This is a genomic window from Anaerococcus urinomassiliensis, from assembly GCF_900128425.1.
GTDB lineage: Bacteria > Bacillota > Clostridia > Tissierellales > Peptoniphilaceae > Anaerococcus > Anaerococcus urinomassiliensis.
The window spans coordinates 157,729-173,854 of sequence record NZ_LT635782.1 but is presented as its reverse complement, the minus strand read 5'-3'; the positions used below and the strand labels follow the sequence as shown (position 1 = coordinate 173,854).

Genomic DNA, 16,126 nt, shown 5'->3' with positions numbered 1-16,126 from the left:
GTCAAATTTATATTTTCTCATTGTCTTTTATTCTATTTTGCTATAAACTATAATATAGTTGTTAAAATTATTTTAGAAAGGAATTTTTATGTTTGAATTTCATAATGTCGAGTTTGAAGACATCTTAGATATTGATCACCTCACTATTAATAGCAATGAAATCACTTGCATTATCGGTCCTAGTGGGTCTGGTAAGTCTACTTTATTAAGACTTATCAATAAGCTCATTTCTCCTACCAAGGGATATATTTCTATTGATGGCGAGGATATTTCTAGTATTGATTCTACTACATATCACAGGCGTGTGCCTATGCTTTCTCAAAATCCCGTGACTTTCTCTGGTACTGTTAAGGATAATCTTTTGATGGGAAGGAAGTTTCAAGAAAAAGATCTGCTTTCAGATGATATTTTAACGAATGCTTTAGAGTCTGTAAAGCTTGATAAGTCACTTACTGAGGATATAGATAATCTTTCTGGTGGCGAGGCTCAAAGGCTTGCCATAGCTAGACTCATGCTTTGCGATTCTGAAGTTTATCTTCTAGATGAGCCATCATCTGCTCTAGATGATTTGACAGAGGACTTCGTCATCAAAACAATGGTAGATATGGCTAGAGATAAGAGTAAAACCATAATCTATGTAACCCATTCTAAGGATATGGCAGATAAGTATTCTGACAAGCTAATAAAGATTGTAGATGGGAGGATAAGCCATGAATGAATCTGTTATGAATATTTCTAATAGCCAGCTTATGCTAACCTATCTCTTTGCTCTAATCGCCATGCTGATAACATCATTTAATGGTATCAATCGCAACAAGGACATAGTTGTTGGCACCCTCAGGATGACTGTTCAACTCTTTATAGCTGGTTTCATACTTGTTTACATATTTGACAGAGCATCTTTTATCCTTTCAGCACTGATGATTGTTGTTATGGAGTTTTTTGCAATTTTTAATATTATTACTAACAAGAAAGGAAAATTAAATAGCGGACTTAAGAGGACATTAATCCTTGCCCAAGTTATTGGGACTATTTTTACCCTAGCATTTTTCCTTATCATAGTTGTAAGGCCAAAGCCAATCTACAATCCCCAATACCTCATTCCACTTGGAGGCATGATTATTGGTAATTCTATGACTGGTATAAACCTTGCCCTAAACCAAATGCTAGAGTCCATTGAAAATAATAGATCTAGCATAGAAGGGTCTTTGATGCTTGGTGCAAGCCCTAGGATGGCTATGGATAAGATTATCCAAAACGCCTTTGATACAGCCATCACACCAACCCTCAATTCCATAAAGAATATGGGTATCATATCCCTGCCTGGCATGATGACAGGTCAAATCCTTGGAGGGGTTTCTCCACTTATAGCTATCAGATATCAAATAGCAATTATGACAGCCATAATGAGTTCAGTAGCCATTTGTGTCTTCATATTTTTGCACCTAGGATACAAAAATTTCTTCAATGACCAAAAACAATTGGTAAAAATACAATAAAAAGAGCACCTTTGGGTCTTTTATTTATTTTCTTCTACATATTCAGTTTTTCCTTATCCATAACTGAGTCTGGGATCATTTTGCTTGTTATATAGATTAGAAATGGAAGGACGATTGCATCATCCAAAATTCCTAAAAAAGGAATCATATCATTTATCAAATCGGCAGACATTACTGCTTATAGAAATTCTCTAAAGCTTTCAAAGGAAAAGGGAATAAAATCTATAGCCTTTCCTTTAATTTCTGCAGATATTTATGGATTTCCAGAAAAAGATGCGTTTTTTGTAGCAAAAAGAACAATCGATGAATTTTTAAAAGATAATGAAATGGAAGTTTATCTTTCTACTTTTGAAAAAGATATCCTGTCTTTAATTATGGGATAGGAAAAAGGGAGATAAAACATTGAAAAAATAATTTTTTCCGGTATGAATATTATTGTAGAAAATTTACAAATAATTACCCTAGGAGGTAAAATATGAAAATCTTTGAATCAATAAAAAATAGATGGGAAAAATTCTTGGAAAATTTAGCAAAAGAAAATAAAAAATCCTTTGGAAATGAAAAATTAGATTGTTGTTCAATGAACAAAAGAGAATATAGATAAAGAAAAAAATGACCATGGCGGAGACTGTGTAAAATTTTGTGTATAGAAACCTCCTGATTAGGGTAAGTGAAAACTAATCAGGAGGAATTTTTATGCCAAGAAAAAGACCAGAGACAAAAAGAAGCAAAATAGCAAAAATGTTAATTTAAGAATATCAGCCTAAAAGTTCACAAGATATTCAAGAAGCACTAAAAGATCTTTTAGGCGATACAGTGGAATAGCTTTTAAAAGCAGAATTAGATGAGCATTTAGACTATGAATATGGAGAAAAACCACTATCCTTAAATTCAAGAAATGGTACTAGTAAAAAAACATTTAGATCATCATATGGAAATATAGATTTAAACATACCAAGAGTATCCAATGTGTGTAAGCTCTTGGAAAAACAACTGGACAGAATTATCGACATATTTTAAATATCCAGAAGGAATAAGAAAACTAAAATATACAAAAAATGCCATGGAAAACTTCAATAGGCGGCTAAGAAAAGTGACCAAAAATAAAACCATATTTCCAAATGACTATGCTCTACAAAAAAGCTTGTATCTAGCCATGGTAGATGCTTCAAGCAAATGGACAAGCAGAATACGAGGCTGGGATCAAATCTTATCCCAATTATCAATATATTTTGAAGGGAGGTTTTAATCAAGCTAAAAATTTAGTATGAAATCGGCTGTAAATTTTCATGAAAATTTGTCAGTTTATTAAAGTTGTGTACAATTTAAAAAAAAGCTCCATCCTATAAGAATGGACAAACAATGATGCATAAAAAATGTATCAACCCTTACCCTTTTATCAGGATTTAGGTTGATACACAAAATTATTTGCAGACCCGCAAAAAGGCTATGAGCATTAAACTCATAGCCTTTCTGCTTGCCATCTAAAGACTCTCTAAATCAGTTTTCTAAAATCCCTAATTCAATGAGCTTTTTTGGTGCCTTTTTTATGTAAGTCATAGGGTAGCGAAATTTCTTGTCCTTACATTATTAATATATCCCAAATAATCTCTTATTAGTAAAATTACAGTTAAAGTTTTTTAAAATATATGTAAAAACCACTTTCCCCATATTATTTGGAAAAGTGGTTTTTCTTTAGTCTAATTCTAAGGCTCCAGTGTAAAGTTGGTAGTAGGTTCCGTGTTTTTCCATAAGTTCTTGGTGGTTACCACGTTCTATTATCCTACCATCATCCATTACCATTATAACATCAGCATTTTGGATTGTTGAAAGTCTATGAGCTATAACTATAGAAGTTGATCCTTCCATAAGCTTATCCATTGCTTTTGTAACTTTGATTTCTGTTGAAGTATCTATAGAGCTTGTCGCCTCATCAAGAATTAACATAGGTGGGTTGGCAATAGCCGCTCTTGATATTGATATAAGCTGGTTTTGTCCATCAGATAGTGATGATCCATCTCCATGGATTTCTGTTTGATATCCTTCTGGAAGTCTTTTAATAAATGAATCAGCTCCAGCAAGTTTTGCTGCATCGTGAATTTGATCATCTGATGCGTAAAGATTACCATATTTAATATTTTCTTCTACTGATTCAGTGAACAAGTTAACATCTTGAAGTACCATGCCAAAGGCCTTTCTTAAGTGGTCTTTTTTGATATCCCTTGTGTCAATGCCATCAACTTTGATAGATCCACTATCAATTTCATAAAACCTAGTTATGACGTTGGTAACAGTTGTCTTACCTGCTCCGGTAGCTCCAACAAGGGCGATTTTTTCACCTGGATTTGCATAAAATGTCACATCTTTTAGGATTTTATCTGAGTCATCATAAGAAAAGTCAACGTGTTCAAAGTCTATGCGACCTTCTAGCTCTTTATAAACTTCCTTGCCATTTTCATCAGTCCATTTCCATGAATAGCATCTTTCACCAAGCTTACAAGGCATTGGGTTTCCATTTTCATCGATTTTTACATAGGCAAGCTCTATATAACCACTATCTTTTTCAATTGGCATATCAATAATTTCAAAGATACGGCTAGCTCCTGCCATAGCAGAAAATACAGCATTTGCTTGTTGGGAAATATTCGCTATAGGGGCTTGTAATTGTCTAGCATTGGTTAAAAATGTTGCAAGTATTCCAACAGTTAAATTGCCATTTATTGTTAAAAACACACCAGCAACTGCTAGGATTGCATACATAATATTGATTGCATTTACTAAAAATGGCATCATACGTCCTGCATTTACCATAGCTTCTGCCATAGTTGAACGTAGGTCTTCACTTTTTGCATCAAATTCTTTTATGGTATCTTCTTCTTTGTTAAATACTTTTATGACTTTTTGTCCTGAAAGCATCTCTTCGTCAAAGCCATTTAGTACCGATACATTTTTTTGAGCTTGTTTGAAAAGTTTACCAGTTCTCATTACAATATTTTTTAATATCATAATCATAACAACAAGTCCAAGAACCATGATTATTGTCAGTTTCCATGATAGAGAAATCATTACTATAAAGGTACCGACAAGCATCAATAGTGACCTAACAAGTGTAGGTAGAGTTGATGATAATGATTGAGAAAGTATGTCTGTATCATTGGTGAATCTAGACATAATCTCGCCGTGTTGGTTTGTATCAAAAAAGTTTATAGGCATTTTTTGGATTTTGCTAAATAGGTCATTTCTAATATTCCTAATTGACCTTTCCCCTATCCTGATCATAAGCCTTGTATAGATGAAAGTTGTCACGACTGAGATTAGATATACTAGTCCCATCTTAATTATAGCTGTTTTTAGTCCTGCAATATCTGATTTTAATATGTGATTATCTATTATAGGTTGTAACATAGAAATCCCCCAAACTTGGGTAGCTGCAGATAATATCACACATATACTAACCACTACTAATTGCCATTTGTGGTCAAAAAGGCAGGAAAATAATTCTTTCAAGGCCTTGGTGTCTAAATCTCTACTTTCTTTTTTATCTGAAATTTTGATTTCTTCGGTTTTGACACCGTCTTTTTTATCTGTCATCTTCCCCTCCTTTATTTTGTATGTCATAGCTTGTCCTATACATTTCGTTTCTTTGGTAAAGTTCTTCACCTGTGCCAATATCAGAAATTTTCCCATCGTCTAAGATGACAATCCTATCAGCATTTTCAAATGAAGATAATCTCTGTGAAATAATAATCTGGGTCATATTCTCGTCAAGTTTCGCAAAACCGTCTAAAAGCTTAGCTTCTGTTTTTGTATCTACAGCAGATGTAGAGTTATCTAGGATTAAGATTTTTGGTTTTTTGAGTAAGGACCTAGCTATGGTAAGTCTTTGTTTTTGACCACCTGATACTCCAGATCCACCCTGGCCAAGTTCTGAGTCATACCCATCTGCCCTTTCACTAACAAATTCATCAGCTTGGGCAATTTTAGCCATGGCTATTACTTCATCGTAAGAGGCATCAGAATCTCCCCATCTGAGGTTTTCGATAATTTTTCCCGAGAAAAGTGTATTTTTCTGTAATACTATAGAAACCCCATCTCTTAAGGTTTTTAAGTCATAGTCTTTTATGTCATGACCACCTACTTTTAAGCTGCCTTCAGTAATATCATAAAGCCTTGGAATTAGTTGTACTAAAGTAGATTTTGATGAACCAGTAGATCCAAGTATACCGATTCTTTCTCCTGATTTGATATGAAGGTTAATATCTTTTAGTTGGTAATTATCAGAATCTTGATCGTATTTAAAACTAACATTGTCAAAATCAACTGAACCATCAGCAAGATCAAGTCCTTCGATTTTATCAAAATTATCCATTGAAATCTCTCTTGTAAGCACTTCTTTAACTCTCGTTACAGATGGTGAAGATGCCATTAGCATAGTTATAACCATGGATAATCCTATTAAACTACCCAGAAGCATCATGGCATACATATTAAAGCTTACTAAATCTCCAACTCCCATGCGACCTTCTATTATTTCTATGCCTCCAAACCAAGCTATAGCAACAAAGGTTGCATATAATATTGTATTTGCTATGGGCATTACAAAACTTATAGTACCTTGCGATGAGTCTGCAAGTTTGAACATATCGTCATTAGAAGCTGCAAATTTATCCATCTCATATCTTTTTCTAACAAAGGCTTTTACAACTCTCATATTATTTAAGTTTTCTTCTATAATAAGGTTTAACTTATCATATTGTTTACGTGTTTGTTTGAATTTTGGTATAGCTTTTGATGTGATAAAAAGTAAAATCAAAACTAAAATTGGCATCAATATCAAAAATATAAAAGATAATTTTGCACTTGTTCTAAAGGCCAAGAAAAACGCTACAATCGCCATGACAAGTGGTTTTATTATAAATCTAGTTGTAAAAAATGTAGCTTGAGCTAGGGCCTGCATATCACTAGTCAATCTTGTAAGTAGAGAAGCAACCCCAAAATATTCAAAATCCTCAAAGGAAAATTCTTGAATCTTGCTAAACTCTTTTCTCCTCACCTCGTCAGTAAGCCCTGTTGCTGCAATACCAGCATTTTTGGAAGCTGACATACCTGTGTACATTGATAAAAGTGATAATACAATTATTATAGCCCCGTATTTAAGTGCTTGACTGCTATCTTTTTGGTATATTACCTCGTTTAAAATAATTCCCATAATCGCAGGTATTAATAATTCAAAAACACTCTCTAGAATAGTCATAAGCATGGAAATGCTTCTATTTTTCTTATACTGATTTAGGTATTGCTTTAAGTATGAAAAGGCATGGTTAAATTCTTTTAAGCTATTCATATATCCTCCTTCTTAATAATATTTTCCAAAACGTCAATAATATCATTGAGATCATCTTTTATAGAATTTATTTTTTCTTCTCCCAATTGATCATAAATTCCTTTGTTAGACGACTTTAATGAATCGGTTATTTTCTTTACTTCTTTTGCGCCTTTTTCTGTAAGTAGTAGGGTTTTGACCCTCTTATCTTTTTGAGATGCTTGCATATAAATAAAGTCATTTTCTTTTAAATTCAGTATTATAGAGTTTATTGTTTGTTTGGGCATTTGGAGTTTGTTTACCAAGTCTTTTTGGGTAAGATTATCAATTTTATCTATATGAAATAAGATGATAGACTCCAAATTATTTAAGCCAAAACTCTCGACTCTCTGCTTATTTAATCCATTTAGTTTTCTTAACATTGAAAAAATAATAAAAACTTCACATGACTTATCGTCCAATTTCAGACCTCCTTTTAGACATAGATATAATATAGTCTATAAATGGACTTTGTCAAGTTTAAAAATTGCATTTTAGTCGTATAATATTTAAGCTAAAGGAGTAATAATGAGACAATATTTAGAAAAACAAAATGTTGATAAAAATTTAATAGATCAACTTGAAATATACAGGAAAGAAAATGGACTTTTTGACGACCCTAGAGTTGTTGAGCCAGAATTCAAATACTATGGCAAGGAAGTATTGGAACAAGCCATATCTGCCATTCTTGCAGGAAAAAACTTGCTTTTAACAGGCCCTAAGGCTACAGGCAAAAACGTACTTTCATCAAATCTTTCCTACCTATTTGCTAGACCATCATGGAATGTTTCCTTCCATGTGAATACTGATTATAATTCCCTTATAGGCGCCGATACCTTTAAAGATGGAGAAGTTGTCTTTAGAAAAGGACCTATATACGAGGCTGCCGTGAGAGGTGGATTTGCAGTACTTGATGAGATTAACATGGCCAAAAACGAAGCAATTTCAGTGCTTCACGCAAGCCTTGACCACAGAAGAATCATAGATATAGCTGGCTATGAGAAAATAAATCTTGATCCAAACACAAGATTTATAGCAACTATGAACTACGGATATGTCGGAACTCGTGAGGTAAACGAAGCCTTGGCTTCTAGATTTATGATTATAAATATGCCAAATATCACTAGAGAAAACTTAGACCAGCTTTTGGCTGATACTTTTCCAAGTCTTAAGGAAAAATACCGCAAGGCTTTTATAGACATGTTCATTTCCCTACAATTCAAATCAGAAAACAATGAAATTTCTACTAAATCAGTCGACCTAAGGGGACTTATATCTGCTATCGACACTATGAAGGTTGGACTAAATCCCTATAATGCTATTCTAATGGGTATCGCTAACAAGTCCTTTGATGAATTTGAACGAGAGATTGTAATTGATACCATTAAAAGCAAAATCCCGCAGCATATAGAAGAGAGCATATTCGATGACTGAATCGCTGGATAAGATCCGCGAATATAATATTATTTGGGATTTTAGTGAAAACTATCAATTCACCCCCAAAAAAACTTACCCCATGGATGAAGTTTTCAAAAATATTATAGCGGGTTTTACAATAAAAACTTTTGATACAAAAATGCTCGATTCATTCTTTGCTTATCTTTATGAAAATAATCCATTTTATGAGGACTTCAAATTTATGACAAATCTTTTGATAGAAGATATTTGTGTCAAAGAACTTAGTAAAGATAATCTTGTCATAGAAGATTTGCAAAAAAAATTCGCCAAAAAATCATACTATAAATACAGCCACCACAACCCAGACAATCTAAAAGAGCAAGTTGAAAAAGCTTACTACGGACAAGTCCTTGGTAAACCTATCATAGAAGGTGCTATTTTCAGAAACATTTACAAGGCTGTTTTCGCCATATATACCACTGATACCAGCACATTGATTGACAAGCTAAATAAAGTCTTCAAAACTTACTTTAGATTTGATAGAACTAAAGAAGACGACGAGATTTTTGACGAAATGGTTAAGGAAAAAAAGGCCAAGGAATTCAAAAATAGCGAAGATAAACCATCAGAATATTCCGATGAAAATATTGACCAACAATTTGCCATTGGTTCAGCTGAATTTACCGGCAATATCTACTATGCTGACAAGAAAGAAGACCTAAACAAGAACCTACTCTTCTTAAACTCCAGCCAAGATGACTACCACTCCTCAGATGAATTTATAGAGGATTTTTTTGGCAAGTCCATACTTTCTAAAAACATAGTAGAAAATATAGAAAAAGAAGTTGCCACAGGAATCCACCAAAATAAGAAACTATATTTTACAAAGGGTGTATATCCAAACAAGGCCAATGCCAAATTTTACAAGAAAAAACGCAAGGAACAATCTGATAGAAATAAAAATTATATAGAAAAAAACCATGCCATAAACCACAGAAATATCAACCAATTAAGCCTTGCCATCAAAAATTCTCTAGCAAGCTATGAAGATTATGATGATAGGGTCAAAAACTACGGGGCCATAGATTCTACCAAGGTATGGCGCGCACCAATAATCCACGATTACAATGTCTTTAACAACATTGAAAATGACGATGTCAAAAAATTTAAGGTAGACCTAATCCTAGATTCTTCAGCAAGCCAGATCAACAGGCAACACATAGTGGCAAACCAAGCCTATATAATTGCAAAATCTATGGACTTAGTCGATATACCTATAAGAATCACAGGTTTTTCTACTTTACGTGAACATACAGTTTTCACTGTATATAGAGATTACACAGAAAAAAATAAAAACGAAGAGATCTATAATTTCTTTGCAGCAGGATCAAATAGAGATGGTCTTGCCTTTAAGACCCTCCACAAGATTATAGACACCAAAGATGATAGTAAACACATAATAATAGTCCTATCCGATGGCAAACCAAATGACGAGAGAGCCAATATAAACACAGCCAGACTAAAAGATAAGGACCAGTACACCGGCAAAATAGCAATCGATGATACAGCCTTTGAGATAAGAAACCTTAGAAACGACAATGTATCAGTCCTTGGAGTATTTACAGGAGAAGATGAAGACGTTGAAAACGCAAAGCTAATTTACAACAAAGACTTTGTAAGAATAACAAATTTGGAAAACTTTTCAAAGATAGTTTCAATATTTATGAAACATCAAATACTAATGTAAAAGGGGCTGTTGCAAATTGATAGATATCTAACGTTCCATCATTGGAGTGCACTCCCAGAAAGTTTGAGGTTTAGCCCGCCGGCTCAGGGAGGCCAAACTTTCTGGGAGGGTGCTCGAATGATATAGGAACGATTTATCTATTTTGCAACAGTCCCTTTCTTATCGTCTTTTCCTAGATTCGTATTTTCTAGTATTTTCTATTTGTTTTCTTTTTTGTCTTGGAAGTTCTATATGCTCGCTCTTATTTGTATTTATGTGCTTTTGAGCTTTTCTCTTCCTAAAATGCTTGTGGTAAATGGTGTTAATTAGTTCCATTACTTCTGGAATTCTTACTAATAATATCAAAAATCCATAAACAAGGGCCGCTAAAAGTATTGCTATAAATACCGCCAATATATGTGGCAGATTATCTGCTGTTATAGCATAGATTTTTCCTGCAACAAGTGCCATTATCCCTGTTATTATAAGGATCTTCAATATGGATAACAGAGTGTTTTTAAATTTAAAACTACCAAAATTGTCTCTAAATTTGTATATCATAAGACTTGATCCTATGATAGTAGATATTACTGTGGCATAGGCTATACCGTTTAGGCCATAGAATTTGATGAGTATGGCATTTAGTATTACATTTATTAGTTGTTGGACAACAACTATTATTACTGGTGTTTTGGAATCTCCTACTGCATAAAATCCTCGATCTACTACATCTGTTATAGATTGGAAGATTATAAATGGTGCATAGGATACCATCATACTTGCAACAGCTATAGTGTCTTCGCTTGTGAAGGCATTTCTTTGGTAGACTAATTCAATTACAGGTTTTGACAAAACCATCAGACCAATTGTAGCTGGTATTACCAAAAGCATGGTTGTTACTACAGAGGAACTGATTGAACTTTTCATTTCTTCGATTTTACCACTTTGACCAAACTCAGCGATTTTTGGGAAAAGTGCTGTGGTAACTGAAACTGTGATAACTCCTGTTATTAGTGTTAGCATTGTTTTTGCATAAAATAATACTGATATACTCTCTTCTCCAAAAAATGCAGAAGCCATTGAGTTATCTACTATTATAGAAATCTCTCCAGCGGCTGATGATATAATAACTGGTAGGGCGATTAGCATCAGCTGTTTTACATATTTATTTGAAAAATCAATTATCTTATTGTGCCTATATCCAGCTTTCTTAGTGGCCCTAGGAAATAAGATGTATTGTAAAACATTACCCAAAAGAGCGCCTATGATTAGAAAGTATGGATTCCCAGTCTTTCCAGTTAGAACTGTAAATAATATTATGATAATATTCATAATAATGCCAGTTATGGCCGGATTGAAGAAATCTCCCTTGATGTTCAGATATCCCCTAAATACAGCAGAATATAGGTAGGCAAAAACTGCAAACATCATTATTCTAGTATAGTTTGTAGCTAAGTCTAACAATTCGCCTTCAAGAGATGGGGATAAAATTTTGGAAAATGGTCTAGCAAAGATGAAGCCTATTACTAGAGCTATGGCCCCAAAGACCATCAAAATATTAAAAATATTTGAAGTAAATTTCTCTGCTTCTTTGATTCCTTCTTCATTTTTGGCCCTATTATATATGGGAATGAAGCCTGAAATAATACCAACTGCTACAAAGTTTGCTACAACTACTGGCAAAGTATTTGCAGTTGTATATATTGATTTTATGCTACCCGCCCCTATATAGGATGCCATTACTGCTTCTCTTATAAAACCAAAAATTTTGGAAATTATAGTTATAAGCATAAGCATGAATGTAGTTTGACCCATAATTACCTCACTTATAAGTATCGTCTTAATATTATATCTATATTCATTTTCATTTACAAGTTATAAATAAATGACATTTTCCAAAGGAATATCAAATTTTGCCATATCATCCTTATTATGGGAAACCAAGATAATAGTTTTGTCATAAAATTTCTCCTTGATAAGATCTATGGCAATATTCTTATTCTCGTCATCAATACCAGCAAAGGGCTCATCCATTATCAAAATATCACCATCAAAGATTAGTGCCCTTGCGATGGCAACTCGTCTTCTCATGCCTCCCGAAAATTTGGATATTGGAGTTTTTAGATCTTCTATATTTAAAGCTGATAAAGTATCCTTAATCAAGCTAGGGTTGTCGTTAATAATCTTTAAATTATCAACAGCAGAAATCTCATCAATCAGCCTATCTTCTTGAAATATGACTGAGACTTTAGAAAAGCCCTTATAAATATTGCCGGAATCTGCCTTCTCTAAGCCCAAGATTAGATTGATCAATGTAGTTTTACCTATGCCAGACCTGCCAAACATGGCAAAAGACTCTCCATTTTTTATTTCAAAAGACAAATCATCTATGACCTTGTGATCAAAGGACTTCGTCACATTTTTAAATCTAATCATCATCTTCCTCCAAAATCTTCCTAAGGGTGTATTCAAATATAAAGGATAAAATTAGTATGGTCAAAGTCCACGCAAGAAGTGATGGCATATCCAGGTATATTTTTGTGTTATAAAGATTTTTACCTATTGAGTTATCAGGAAGTCCTATTACTTCTCCTGCAATACCTGCCTTTAGCACAAGGCCCGATACAGAAATAATACTTGATTTTATAAAAGCCCTGGCCTTAATAAGATATATATATTTTAACTTATCTAATTTATTAACTTCATATATACTAGCCATTTGTAAAAGTTTTCTATCAATTGATTTTAGACCTACATAGGTATTTGTGTATATAATCGGCATAGCCATGATAAAGGAAACAAGGATAGAAAGATTCTTAGTCTTTATCCAAAAAAGAAAGAATATGACAAGGCTTGCCAATGGTATTGATCTAAATATCACTATGATTGGATTTATAAATTCGTAAAACAAATCATATTTGTAAGAAAAATACGCTAGTACTAGACCTAGGCCAATAGAAAAAACAAAACCTATGAAAATTTTGCCAAAGGATGATAATATCGTGATATAAAATTCTTTGGTCACAATAAGTTCAAAAAATCTTTGTAATACAAGAAAAGGAGATGGCAATAGTATCTCCTCTCCTATCAAACTTGCCATTATTTGCCAAATTACTAACCAAACAAGGGCAATTATTATTTTTCTTTTCTTATTTTGTAAAGTAGAAATCATCTTCTGGTATAGATCCGCCTATTAACTGTGGATTAGTATTGTTCAAATCTTCTAGGTGTTTTGCCATCATTTCTTTTAGCCTATCACCATCTATATATTCCAAAGCAAGATTTGGAATTGCTTTTTTTGCAACAGGAGCTGGCATTATATCGTATTTTTCAAGCAAGGCTGCAGTTTCTTCTGGATTAGCCTTTGCCTTTTCGATAGAATCTTTAAATGTCTCTAGAAGTTTTTCTACATCTATCGTATCTAAATATTCACTTCTTCCTACTAGAACTGAAGAAATTAGTGGATATCCTGCTGCTTTTTCATAAAGCTCGTTTAGGTCGATGGCAACTTTGGCATCTTCTGCTTTTATTAAAACGCTTGATACCATTGGTTCAGGAAGAATTGCAACTTTGGCTTCACCTGCTATTAGCTTTTGAGCTGCTTCATTAGCTTGAGCAAGGTAGTTGATATTTAGATTATCAGAACTATAGCCATTGGCCTCCAAGATTTTATTTATTGCAATCTCTGGAGTTGCTCCCTTGCCTGATGCTAGAATTTCTTCTCCATAATTTGCTAAATCTTCTATAGAGTTTATTTCTACATCTCCCTTTGTAACTACATACAATACTCCTAAGGAATTTGTAGCAAGGACTTTTACTTTGCCCTCTGTCTTGTTATACAAAGTAGCAGCTAGGTTTGCTGGTATGATGGCAAGGTCAGCTTCACCAGAAACGAGTTTTGGTACAAGGGCATCTGGAGCTCCATCCACGCTTTCATTTATGGTAAAGTTTGATTCACCATTTTTTGATTCTTCTACCATATTTATGGCACCAACACTAGTTGGTCCAGCTAGCATAGAAAGATTTACATCGTAATGTTTAGCATCTTCTTGATTATCATCTTCTACTTTTTCTTCTTTTACTTCGTTTGAATCTTCAGATTTTGAAGAAGTATCTTCTTTTTGTTCTATTTCGGTATTTTCATTATTCGTTTGGCTCTGGTTGCCACATCCTACTAGGGCCAATGCTAGTAGGAGGACTAGTGACTTATTCTTTATTTTCATTAATTATTCCTTATCTTCGCTTACTTTTAATTTCTCATCATCTGGTCTGTCTTCCGCTGGGATTTTGTCGTTATCTGCTGGAGATCTGTAGATAGATTCCTTGGCAAAGGCACGAACAGCCTTGCCTGTCTTGGTATCAGCAACTACAGTACCAGGTCCTCCAACACATCCTCCAAAGCACGCCATTCCTTCTATTAGTTTGCCATCCATCTTGCCTAATTTTGCTAGTTGAGCAAGTTTAACACAGTTAGACAAGCCATCTGCACCTTCTACAGCTATATCGATGCCTGGTCTGATTTCTTTGGCACGTTTTACTACAGCTTCTGCTACTCCACCTTTTACAGCGTAGTTTCGGCCAGTTTCTGACGCATCCATCATTTCTTCTTCTACTTGTATTTCTGATGGTTCAACTCCCTTAGCTAGGAACATTCCTAAAAGCTCTTCAAAGGTTATTACAAAGTCAATAACTTCGGCTACTTCTTCTTCCAAGGCTTCTAGCTTTTTGGATATACATGGTCCAACAAATACAACCTTACAATCTGGGTCACGTTTTTTCATTTGTAAACCTGTGTATATCATAGGTGTTGAAGATTCAGAAATATAATCATTTATTTCTGGGAATTGATTTCTAACCATCATCTTCCATGAGAAGCAACAGCTTGTACCCATAAATGGAAATTCTCCTGTTGGTACTTTTTCAAGATATTCGTGAGCCTCGTTCATAGTTGTTAGGTCAGCGCCGAGGCCTACTTCTATTACATCAGTGAATCCAAGCGCTTTGATAGCTTCTCTAATCTGTTTTGGGCTAACATTTGGGCCAAATTGGCCTACAAATGATGGTGCAAGTATAGCATATACTTTTTTGTCTGCTTGGATGGCTTTGATAAGTTGGTAGATTTCTGACTTATCAGATATAGCACCAAATGGACAAGTGGATATACATCTACCACAAGCAACACACTTATCTGAATCTATTTGTGCTCTGCCAAGCTCATCAGAATGTATAGCCTTAACCCCACAGCTTTCAGCACATGGGCGTTTTTGGTGGTTGATGGCATTGTATGGGCAGGCATCAACACATTTACCACATTTGATACACTTATCTTGGTCTATGATTGAACCTTCTGATGTATATGTTATAGCGTTTTTTGGACAAACATTAACACAAGGATGGCCAATACATGCCTTACATTGGTCTGTAACAGTAACCTTATTTTCTGGACAAGCTTCACAAGCTATCTTTATTACACTTACCAATGGTGGATGGTAGATTCTCTCTTTTACATCCATTTGATCCAGGCCTTCTGTAATAGCATCAGTCTTATCAGCAGTCCTTGCATCTAGGCCAATACCCATACGAAGTCTCTCACCCATTACAGCTCTTTCACGGAAAATATTTTCTCTATATGTGGCAGATTCACCAGGTAATATGTCGTAAACTTCAAGTCCTATGTCTGTAATTGGCCTATTTTCATATGCAATCTTTGCTATATGCTCAAAGGCCATTCTTCTTATATGTAATATATCTATGTAAGATTCCTTCATCTATTATCTCCACGTTTTCTTGGATGGAACTGATCAAAAATGTATTCCATCAATACTTCAGGCTTAGCATTTTTGAAATATTTGTCATCAATCTTTGCAAATGGTGCTGATTTTTCTGGTTTATCAGCTTCATTCATAATATTTTCGTAAACTACTTCAAGTTCTGGTAATGGACCTAAGTTTTCTATATCATAGGCAACTTCTAAGTCTTTTTTGATTAGATTTGCATAATCATATAGGAACTCGTTTCCGGCAGCTGTGCACCTTGCACATGAACAAATTGTAACTTTCATATTTGTCTCCTATCTCTCAATCTCTATATAAATTGTAACAGATAAATAGCTTACAGGCAATGATAAAAATTTATCATCGT

General features: G+C 34.0%; 16 protein-coding genes and 2 pseudogenes. 8 read left to right on the top strand and 10 right to left on the bottom strand.

The features are described 5' to 3' along the window. Positions 1-88: 88 nt before the first annotated feature. Together BQ7474_RS01835 and BQ7474_RS01830 are read left to right on the top strand one after the other, a co-directional pair. Positions 89-718: an ABC transporter ATP-binding protein gene (locus tag BQ7474_RS01835; protein WP_073997359.1), complete on the top strand. Its 630-nt coding sequence runs from the start codon at positions 89-91 to the stop codon at positions 716-718. After that, the gene (locus tag BQ7474_RS01830) at positions 711-1,499 is read left to right on the top strand and encodes an ABC transporter permease (protein ID WP_073997358.1); all 789 of its coding nucleotides are present in this window, start codon (positions 711-713) and stop codon (positions 1,497-1,499) included. Before BQ7474_RS01835 ends, BQ7474_RS01830 begins: the two co-directional genes overlap by 8 nt. A gap of 34 nt (positions 1,500-1,533) precedes the next feature. Here BQ7474_RS01830 and BQ7474_RS10375 read toward each other — a convergent pair whose 3' ends face one another. Beyond that, positions 1,534-1,671 carry a YkvA family protein gene (locus BQ7474_RS10375; protein ID WP_082187861.1) on the bottom strand — a complete coding sequence of 46 codons (138 nt, stop codon included), beginning with the start codon at positions 1,669-1,671 and terminating at the stop codon, positions 1,534-1,536. On the opposite strand from BQ7474_RS10375, the gene BQ7474_RS11075 reads away from it, so the two are divergent. The 4 genes and pseudogenes from BQ7474_RS11075 to BQ7474_RS10840 all read left to right on the top strand — a co-directional run. Then, the gene (locus tag BQ7474_RS11075) at positions 1,613-1,882 is read left to right on the top strand and encodes a macro domain-containing protein (protein WP_407922706.1); all 270 of its coding nucleotides are present in this window, start codon (positions 1,613-1,615) and stop codon (positions 1,880-1,882) included. The two genes, BQ7474_RS10375 and BQ7474_RS11075, sit on opposite strands and share 59 nt — an antisense overlap. A 92-nt stretch (positions 1,883-1,974) precedes the next feature. Next, positions 1,975-2,103, top strand: coding sequence for an LDCC motif putative metal-binding protein (locus BQ7474_RS10960; protein WP_268873855.1), 129 nt, complete (start codon positions 1,975-1,977; stop codon positions 2,101-2,103). A gap of 281 nt (positions 2,104-2,384) precedes the next feature. Next, positions 2,385-2,519: pseudogene (locus tag BQ7474_RS10845) on the top strand (hypothetical protein); the annotation flags it as partial. Then, positions 2,455-2,748 (top strand): annotated as a pseudogene (locus BQ7474_RS10840) (transposase); the annotation flags it as partial. The pseudogenes BQ7474_RS10845 and BQ7474_RS10840, both read left to right, overlap by 65 nt. Positions 2,749-3,194: 446 nt before the next feature. Here the strand turns inward: BQ7474_RS10840 and BQ7474_RS01810 are convergent. Genes BQ7474_RS01810 through BQ7474_RS01800 form a run of 3 tightly spaced genes read right to left on the bottom strand, consistent with a single transcriptional unit; the run spans position 3,195 to position 7,283 of the window. Continuing rightward, complete coding sequence (locus tag BQ7474_RS01810; protein ID WP_082187860.1) at positions 3,195-5,090, bottom strand: ABC transporter ATP-binding protein; 1,896 nt, start codon at positions 5,088-5,090, stop codon at positions 3,195-3,197. Further along, a complete protein-coding gene (locus BQ7474_RS01805) occupies positions 5,080-6,843 on the bottom strand; it encodes an ABC transporter ATP-binding protein (protein ID WP_073997357.1) in 1,764 nt (587 codons plus the stop codon). Before BQ7474_RS01805 ends, BQ7474_RS01810 begins: the two co-directional genes overlap by 11 nt. Further along, positions 6,840-7,283, bottom strand: coding sequence for a MarR family winged helix-turn-helix transcriptional regulator (locus BQ7474_RS01800; protein WP_073997356.1), 444 nt, complete (start codon positions 7,281-7,283; stop codon positions 6,840-6,842). The genes BQ7474_RS01805 and BQ7474_RS01800 overlap by 4 nt, the downstream gene beginning before the upstream one ends. Positions 7,284-7,389: 106 nt before the next feature. Between BQ7474_RS01800 and BQ7474_RS01795 the strand changes: the two genes are divergently transcribed. Together BQ7474_RS01795 and BQ7474_RS01790 are read left to right on the top strand one after the other, a co-directional pair. Further along, positions 7,390-8,295: an AAA family ATPase gene (locus BQ7474_RS01795; protein ID WP_073997355.1), complete on the top strand. Its 906-nt coding sequence runs from the start codon at positions 7,390-7,392 to the stop codon at positions 8,293-8,295. After that, on the top strand, positions 8,288-10,006 hold the full coding sequence (locus BQ7474_RS01790) for a vWA domain-containing protein (RefSeq protein ID WP_073997354.1): 1,719 nt from the start codon (positions 8,288-8,290) through the stop codon (positions 10,004-10,006). The genes BQ7474_RS01795 and BQ7474_RS01790 overlap by 8 nt, the downstream gene beginning before the upstream one ends. Positions 10,007-10,165: 159 nt before the next feature. Here the strand turns inward: BQ7474_RS01790 and murJ are convergent, their stop codons facing one another. From murJ to BQ7474_RS01760, 6 genes are read right to left on the bottom strand one after another with little or no spacing between them, the layout of a single operon-like run. Beyond that, entirely contained in the window at positions 10,166-11,800 is a 1,635-nt protein-coding gene (murJ, locus tag BQ7474_RS01785) for a murein biosynthesis integral membrane protein MurJ (protein WP_082187859.1), read from the bottom strand. Between the two features lie 60 nt (positions 11,801-11,860). After that, a complete protein-coding gene (locus tag BQ7474_RS01780; RefSeq protein ID WP_159429541.1) occupies positions 11,861-12,421 on the bottom strand; it encodes an ATP-binding cassette domain-containing protein in 561 nt (186 codons plus the stop codon). After that, entirely contained in the window at positions 12,414-13,157 is a 744-nt protein-coding gene (locus BQ7474_RS01775) for an ABC transporter permease (RefSeq protein ID WP_073997352.1), read from the bottom strand. Before BQ7474_RS01775 ends, BQ7474_RS01780 begins: the two co-directional genes overlap by 8 nt. Beyond that, a complete protein-coding gene (locus BQ7474_RS01770) occupies positions 13,135-14,208 on the bottom strand; it encodes an ABC transporter substrate-binding protein (protein WP_073997351.1) in 1,074 nt (357 codons plus the stop codon). The genes BQ7474_RS01775 and BQ7474_RS01770 overlap by 23 nt, the downstream gene beginning before the upstream one ends. Before the next feature lie 3 nt (positions 14,209-14,211). Then, the gene (locus BQ7474_RS01765; protein WP_073997350.1) at positions 14,212-15,753 is read right to left on the bottom strand and encodes a 4Fe-4S dicluster domain-containing protein; all 1,542 of its coding nucleotides are present in this window, start codon (positions 15,751-15,753) and stop codon (positions 14,212-14,214) included. After that, positions 15,750-16,046 carry a hypothetical protein gene (locus tag BQ7474_RS01760; protein ID WP_073997349.1) on the bottom strand — a complete coding sequence of 99 codons (297 nt, stop codon included), beginning with the start codon at positions 16,044-16,046 and terminating at the stop codon, positions 15,750-15,752. Before BQ7474_RS01760 ends, BQ7474_RS01765 begins: the two co-directional genes overlap by 4 nt. Between the last annotated feature and the right edge of the window lie 80 nt (positions 16,047-16,126).

Coding starts and splice junctions, on each gene's coding strand:
- BQ7474_RS01790 (WP_073997354.1), top strand. CDS start 8,288: ATGACTGAATCGCTGGATAAGATCCGCGAATATAATATTATTTGGGAT.
- BQ7474_RS01780 (WP_159429541.1), bottom strand. CDS start 12,421: ATGATTAGATTTAAAAATGTGACGAAGTCCTTTGATCACAAGGTCATA.
- BQ7474_RS10375 (WP_082187861.1), bottom strand. CDS start 1,671: ATGTCTGCCGATTTGATAAATGATATGATTCCTTTTTTAGGAATTTTG.
- BQ7474_RS01765 (WP_073997350.1), bottom strand. CDS start 15,753: ATGAAGGAATCTTACATAGATATATTACATATAAGAAGAATGGCCTTT.
- BQ7474_RS01795 (WP_073997355.1), top strand. CDS start 7,390: ATGAGACAATATTTAGAAAAACAAAATGTTGATAAAAATTTAATAGAT.
- BQ7474_RS10960 (WP_268873855.1), top strand. CDS start 1,975: ATGAAAATCTTTGAATCAATAAAAAATAGATGGGAAAAATTCTTGGAA.
- BQ7474_RS01805 (WP_073997357.1), bottom strand. CDS start 6,843: ATGAATAGCTTAAAAGAATTTAACCATGCCTTTTCATACTTAAAGCAA.
- murJ (WP_082187859.1), bottom strand. CDS start 11,800: ATGGGTCAAACTACATTCATGCTTATGCTTATAACTATAATTTCCAAA.
- BQ7474_RS01835 (WP_073997359.1), top strand. CDS start 89: ATGTTTGAATTTCATAATGTCGAGTTTGAAGACATCTTAGATATTGAT.
- BQ7474_RS01760 (WP_073997349.1), bottom strand. CDS start 16,046: ATGAAAGTTACAATTTGTTCATGTGCAAGGTGCACAGCTGCCGGAAAC.
- BQ7474_RS01830 (WP_073997358.1), top strand. CDS start 711: ATGAATGAATCTGTTATGAATATTTCTAATAGCCAGCTTATGCTAACC.
- BQ7474_RS01810 (WP_082187860.1), bottom strand. CDS start 5,090: ATGACAGATAAAAAAGACGGTGTCAAAACCGAAGAAATCAAAATTTCA.
- BQ7474_RS01775 (WP_073997352.1), bottom strand. CDS start 13,157: ATGATTTCTACTTTACAAAATAAGAAAAGAAAAATAATAATTGCCCTT.
- BQ7474_RS01770 (WP_073997351.1), bottom strand. CDS start 14,208: ATGAAAATAAAGAATAAGTCACTAGTCCTCCTACTAGCATTGGCCCTA.